8 protein-coding genes are annotated in these 6,330 nt (G+C 45.6%); all 8 read left to right on the plus strand.

Annotation, left to right across the window (positions count from 1 at the left end; genetic code table 11):
• The first annotated feature begins 79 nt into the window (after positions 1-79).
• Complete coding sequence (gene fkpA / locus GXP65_RS22825) at positions 80-862, plus strand: FKBP-type peptidyl-prolyl cis-trans isomerase (protein WP_045377267.1); 783 nt, start codon at positions 80-82, stop codon at positions 860-862.
• A 144-nt stretch (positions 863-1,006) separates the two neighbouring features.
• A complete protein-coding gene (locus tag GXP65_RS22830; protein WP_005438378.1) occupies positions 1,007-1,723 on the plus strand; it encodes a transcriptional regulator in 717 nt (238 codons plus the stop codon).
• Positions 1,724-1,725: 2 nt separating this feature from the next.
• Positions 1,726-2,121 carry a sulfurtransferase complex subunit TusD gene (tusD, locus tag GXP65_RS22835; protein ID WP_005532205.1) on the plus strand — a complete coding sequence of 132 codons (396 nt, stop codon included), beginning with the start codon at positions 1,726-1,728 and terminating at the stop codon, positions 2,119-2,121.
• Positions 2,118-2,474, plus strand: coding sequence for a sulfurtransferase complex subunit TusC (tusC, locus tag GXP65_RS22840; RefSeq protein ID WP_005532207.1), 357 nt, complete (start codon positions 2,118-2,120; stop codon positions 2,472-2,474). The genes tusD and tusC overlap by 4 nt, the downstream gene beginning before the upstream one ends.
• Positions 2,475-2,481: 7 nt before the next feature.
• Complete coding sequence (gene tusB / locus GXP65_RS22845; RefSeq protein WP_162093795.1) at positions 2,482-2,757, plus strand: sulfurtransferase complex subunit TusB; 276 nt, start codon at positions 2,482-2,484, stop codon at positions 2,755-2,757.
• A gap of 178 nt (positions 2,758-2,935) precedes the next feature.
• A complete protein-coding gene (gene rpsL / locus GXP65_RS22850) occupies positions 2,936-3,310 on the plus strand; it encodes a 30S ribosomal protein S12 (protein WP_004399892.1) in 375 nt (124 codons plus the stop codon).
• 100 nt (positions 3,311-3,410) lie between these two features.
• Entirely contained in the window at positions 3,411-3,881 is a 471-nt protein-coding gene (gene rpsG / locus GXP65_RS22855) for a 30S ribosomal protein S7 (RefSeq protein ID WP_005438390.1), read from the plus strand.
• Between the two features lie 138 nt (positions 3,882-4,019).
• Positions 4,020-6,119 carry an elongation factor G gene (fusA, locus tag GXP65_RS22860; RefSeq protein ID WP_005532212.1) on the plus strand — a complete coding sequence of 700 codons (2,100 nt, stop codon included), beginning with the start codon at positions 4,020-4,022 and terminating at the stop codon, positions 6,117-6,119.
• The last annotated feature ends 211 nt before the right edge of the window (positions 6,120-6,330 follow it).

The following is a 6,330-nucleotide window of genomic DNA, read 5'->3' on the forward strand; positions in this document are numbered from 1 at the left end:
GTATAACGATTGTCTTCACTAGTCTCATAGAAGATTTGTGCACAACAACCAGTGGCTAAGCCATTATTGGGAGAATTTAATGAAATCAGTTTTAAAAGTGTCGCTACTTGCTGCAACAGTAATGCTAGCGGTAGGTTGTCAAAAAGAAGAAACAAAACCAGAAGCAGCACCTCAAGCAGAGCAAGTTCAAGCAGAAACTGGTAAAGCAGTTCACTTTAAAACAGACGATGACAAAGCGGCTTACGCGATCGGTGTTTCATTTGCTAACTACCTAAGCACTAGCATTGAAAAACCAAGCGAGATTGGCATCGACCTAAACAAAGACCTGGTTCTTAAAGGTATTGAAGACGTATTCAAAGGCAACGCAGCGCTTAACGAAGAAGAAACTCGTGCAGCTCTAGAATCTCTAGACAAGCGTGTTGCTGAAACAATGCAAAAGCAAGCGGCTGAGAAAGCGGCTGAAGCGAAGAAAGCTGGCGATGATTTCCGTGCTGAATTCGAGAAGCAAGAAGGCGTAGTGAAGACAGAATCTGGTCTTCTATACAAAGTTGAAACGCCAGCTGAAGGTGAGAAGCCAAAAGATACTGACACAGTTCAAGTGCACTACAAAGGTACTCTGATCGATGGTACTCAGTTCGACAGTTCTTACGATCGTGGCGAACCAGCAACGTTCCCACTAAACCGCGTAATCCCAGGTTGGACTGAAGGTGTTCAGCTAATGCCTGTAGGTTCTAAGTTCAAATTCGTTATCCCGCCAGAGCTAGCATACGGTGACCAAGACACACCAAGCATCCCTGCTAACTCAACGCTAGTATTCGAAGTTGAGCTACTGAAAATTGAGAGCGACAACGCTGCTCAATAATTATCCTTAGCGATAACTCAATGAAAAAAGGTCCGTTTTACGGGCCTTTTTTGTTCTAGGTCACTAGTTGGTGAGTTTGCTAGGTTGCCTTTCAAATTTTCTGATAAACTTACACCAATTTGTTGATTTTTCGCTCGAAGGCTTATGACAACTACAGAAACAATAAATGCGGAAATGTTGCTCGAAATGGAATCTGTCAACGTGATGCCATTTACCGAGCACGATAAAATCATCTTGAGATCTTACGAAGCGGTCGTTGACGGCATTGCCAGTCTTATTGGTCCGTTCTGTGAGATCGTTCTTCACTCACTGGAAGACCTCAATACCTCTGCAATCAAAATCGCTAATGGTGAGAACACCGGTCGTCAGGTAGGCTCTCCTATCACTGACTTAGCACTTAAGATGCTGAAAGACATCGAAGGTTCTGAGCGTAACTTCTCACGTTCGTACTTCACCCGCGCCAAAGGCGGCGTATTAATGAAGTCGATCACCGTTGCTATTCGTAACGGCGAAAACCGCGTGATTGGTTTGCTTTGTATCAACGTCAACCTTGATGCGCCTTTCTCTCAAGTGCTGCAATCTTTCATGCCAACGCAAGAAGCGAAAGAAGCGGCGTCATCCGTTAACTTTGCAAGTGATGTTGAAGAACTCGTAGACCAAACGGTTGAGCGCACGATTGAAGAGATCAACGCTGACAAATCGGTATCGAATAACACCAAAAACCGTCAGATCGTCATGGAGCTGTACGACAAAGGTATCTTCGATATCAAAGACGCTATCAACCGCGTAGCAGATCGTCTGAACATCTCTAAGCACACCGTTTACCTATACATTCGTCAGCGTAAAACTGAGGACGAATAAGCGTGAGTGGATTAACTTACACACTGGTCGTGAATGGCCCAGTTTACGGTAGTCAATCGGCACGCAGCGCATATCAATTCGCACAAGCGGTCATTGAACAAGGGCATACTCTGGTGAGTGTGTTCTTTTACCAAGATGGCGTCACCAATGGTACGGCTTTGAGCGTGCCTGCCAACGACGAGTTTGACCTAACCAAAGCTTGGCAATCACTCGCACAGCAACACGATATTCGTTTGGAAACCTGCGTTGCAGCAGCTTTACGTCGCGGCATCGTCAGCGAAGATGAAGCGAATCAACATGGTCTTGAGCAGAACAACCTAGCTACAGGATTCGAGCAAGCCGGTTTGGGAAGCTTAGCCGAAGCCATGTTAACCCAAGATAGAGTGGTGCAGTTTTGAGTCAGCTAACTTACCTATTTCGTAGCGCGCCTCATGGTAGCAATGCAGGACGTGAAGGTGTGGATGCGCTGCTAGCGGCATCTGCGTACTGTGAGGACATCACCGTCCTATTTGTTGGTGATGGTGTTTACCAATTGCTGCTTGGGCAAGAGCCTAATGGCATCTTAAGCAAAGACTACGCACCAATGCTCAAACTGTTCGACTTGTACGACATTGAGCAAGTGTTTGTTTGTGCCGATTCGCTTGCCGAGCGTGGTTTGGCTCAAGCTGATCTAGTCATTGATGCAGAGGCTCTAAAAACTGAGCAACTAAAAGTTAAACTGCAACAAGCGGGCAAACTGCTGTCATTCTGAGGAAGCCATGTTACATATCATCAAATCCGTAGCTGCATTAGACGATGCAATGGCACTGTACAGTGAGCAAGATGATGTCTTGTTGATTGAAGATGCCGTGTACGCTGCGAACCCTCAGCATAAGGCGTTCAGCAAGGTAAAAGGTCCATCAGTGTATGCGCTGCAAAGCGATATTGAAGCCCGTGGCATGAGCAATCGCATCAGCCCATCTGTTGAAGTGGTTGGCTATACTGGCTTTGTTGAACTAACAGCAAAACAAGCCAAATCTCTGACTTGGGATTAACCCTTCTTTCCTGTCGATTGAGCTTTACGGATTAATTGTCCTAATTGAACAAAAAAGATCCGTATATTTCTTGACACACCTCTCACTGCTGCATAGAATTTTGCGTCCCTAACTGCCAACCGCTTTTAGGGATAGATTTTTCACAAAGCTTACTTTCAAGTAAATCAGGAGCTAGTTAATGGCAACTATTAACCAGTTGGTACGTAAGCCACGTGCAAAGCAAGTTGTTAAAAGCAACGTGCCTGCACTAGAAGCGTGCCCACAAAAACGTGGTGTATGTACTCGTGTTTACACTACTACACCTAAAAAACCTAACTCAGCACTTCGTAAAGTTTGTCGTGTACGTCTGACAAACGGCTTCGAAGTTACATCGTACATCGGCGGTGAAGGTCACAACCTTCAAGAGCACAGTGTTGTACTAATCCGTGGCGGTCGTGTAAAAGACCTTCCGGGTGTACGTTACCACACTGTTCGCGGTGCACTTGACTGTGCTGGCGTTAACGACCGTAAACAAGGTCGTTCTAAGTACGGTGTGAAGCGTCCTAAGTCTTAATGGATTCCGTTAAGTAAGGCCAAACACTAAATTATTTTTAATTTTTTGAAAAAACTGAAAAGTTTTGGATAAAACCTGAAGAAGACAACGGAGAAAATCCATGCCACGTCGTCGCGTCATTGGTCAGCGTAAGATCCTTCCAGATCCAAAGTTCAAATCTGAACTGCTGGCAAAATTCGTTAACATCCTAATGGTTGACGGTAAAAAATCTACTGCAGAAAAAATCGTTTACACTGCACTAGATTCTATGGCTGAAAAGTCTGGTAAAGACCACTTAGCTATTTTTGAAGAAGCTCTTGAAAATGTTCGCCCAGCGGTAGAAGTTAAATCTCGCCGTGTAGGTGGTTCAACTTACCAAGTACCTGTAGAAGTACGTCCGGTTCGCCGTAACGCACTTGCTATGCGTTGGTTGGTTGAAGCTGCGCGTAAGCGTGGTGAAAAATCTATGGCTCAACGCCTAGCTGCTGAAATGCTAGACGCGTCTGAGAACAAAGGTACTGCGGTTAAGAAACGTGAAGACGTTCACCGCATGGCTGACGCAAACAAAGCGTTCGCACATTACCGTTGGTAATACCTTTTCAGTGCTGCAAGGTTCCTTGCAGCACTTCTTTAGTTCCTATGCCTATGCTAGGAACTATTGCTATATCTAGGGGATAGCATTTTTTAGTTATAGCAATAGTCCCTATCTCTAAGTTAAGAGGATTCAATCGTGGCTCGCAAAACTCCTATTGAGCGCTACCGTAATATTGGTATCGTCGCTCACGTAGACGCAGGTAAAACAACCACAAGTGAACGTATTCTGTTCTACACTGGTCTTTCTCATAAAATCGGTGAAGTTCACGATGGCGCTGCTACCATGGACTGGATGGAGCAGGAGCAAGAGCGTGGTATCACAATCACCTCTGCGGCAACCACTACTTTCTGGCGTGGTATGGATGCACAATTCCAAGACCACCGCATCAACATTATCGATACTCCTGGACACGTTGATTTCACGATCGAAGTAGAGCGTTCACTGCGCGTACTTGATGGTGCCGTTGTTGTGTTCTGTGGTTCATCGGGTGTTGAACCTCAATCTGAAACTGTATGGCGTCAAGCTGACAAGTACCACGTTCCTCGTATGGTATTTGTTAACAAGATGGACCGTGCAGGTGCTGACTTCCTACGCGTTGTTGATCAAATCAAAAACCGTCTTGGTGCAAACCCTGTTCCTATCCAACTTAACGTTGGTGCGGAAGATGACTTCAAGGGTGTTATCGACCTAATCAAGATGAAGATGATCAACTGGAGTGAAGCTGACCAAGGTACAACCTTCACTTACGAAGAGATTCCTGCAGACATGCAAGAGCTTGCTGAAGAGTGGCACAACAACCTAGTTGAGTCAGCGGCAGAAGCTAGCGAAGAGCTAATGGACAAATATCTTGAAGAAGGCGAACTAACGGAAGCTGAAATCAAGCAAGCACTGCGTACACGCACACTAAATAACGAAATCGTACTGGCCACTTGTGGTAGTGCGTTCAAGAACAAAGGTGTTCAAGCGGTACTCGATGCAGTGGTTGAATTCTTGCCATCACCAATCGACGTTCCAGCGATTAAAGGTGTGGATGACAACGAGAAAGAAGTTGAGCGTCATGCAGATGACAACGAACCGTTCTCAGCATTAGCATTCAAGATCGCAACTGACCCATTCGTAGGCACGCTGACCTTTATGCGTGTTTACTCTGGTGTGGTGAACTCTGGCGACGCAGTCTACAACTCTGTGAAGCAAAAGAAAGAACGCTTTGGTCGTATCGTACAGATGCACTCAAACAAGCGTGACGAAATTAAAGAAGTTCGCGCGGGCGATATTGCAGCAGCAATCGGCCTTAAGGACGTGACAACAGGCGATACGCTATGTGACCAGAACCACAAAGTGATTCTGGAACGTATGGAGTTCCCTGATCCGGTAATTCAGATCGCGGTAGAGCCTCGCTCTGTTGCCGATCAAGAGAAGATGGGTATTGCACTAGGTAAACTAGCGGCAGAAGATCCATCATTCCGCGTAGAAACGGACGACGAAACAGGTCAGACACTGATCTCTGGTATGGGTGAGCTTCACCTAGATATCATCGTTGATCGTATGAAACGTGAATTCAGCGTTGACTGTAATGTTGGTAAACCTCAGGTTGCGTACCGTGAAACAATCCGTGGCAACGCGGAAGTTGAAGGTAAATTTGTACGTCAATCTGGTGGTCGTGGTCAGTATGGTCACGTATGGATCAAACTGGAGCCATCTGAACCTGGCGAAGGTTTTGTCTTTGTTGACGAAATTGTGGGTGGTGTGGTTCCTAAGGAATACATCAGCTCGGTAGCGAAAGGTATCGAAGAGCAAATGAACAGCGGTGTTCTAGCGGGTTATCCTGTACTAGATATTAAAGCAACGCTGTTTGATGGTTCTTACCACGATGTTGACTCTAACGAGATGGCGTTTAAGATCGCTGGCTCGATGGCATTCAAGAAGGGTTCATTAGAAGCACAGCCTGTTCTTCTTGAGCCAATGATGAATGTTGAAGTAACTACTCCTGAAGATTGGATGGGTGATGTTGTTGGTGACCTTAACCGCCGTCGCGGTATGATCGAAGGTATGGACGATGGTGTGGCTGGTATTAAGATCATCCGCGCTCAAGTACCACTATCTGAGATGTTTGGTTACGCAACGGACCTACGTTCTGCAACTCAAGGCCGTGCGTCTTACTCTATGGAGTTTAACGAGTACGCTGAAGTACCGAAAAACTTCGCAGATAAAATCATTGCAGACCGTGGTTACTAATTAAAACGCTTTGAGCTGAAAAAAAGTCCAGCTTTTTTTAAAGATCAATGCGTCCAAATATTGCGCTAACAAGCGTTGGCGCATAAAATAACAATTTCTGGCGCGTCGAGATCAATAATGATCACGGCGAATCATAACTAGGAAGGAACACGATTGTGTCTAAAGAAAAATTTGAACGTGTAAAACCGCACGTAAACGTTGGTACTATCGG

The sequence above is a fragment of the Vibrio sp. LB10LO1 genome, from assembly GCF_010092875.1.
Taxonomy (GTDB): Bacteria; Pseudomonadota; Gammaproteobacteria; order Enterobacterales; family Vibrionaceae; genus Vibrio; species Vibrio campbellii.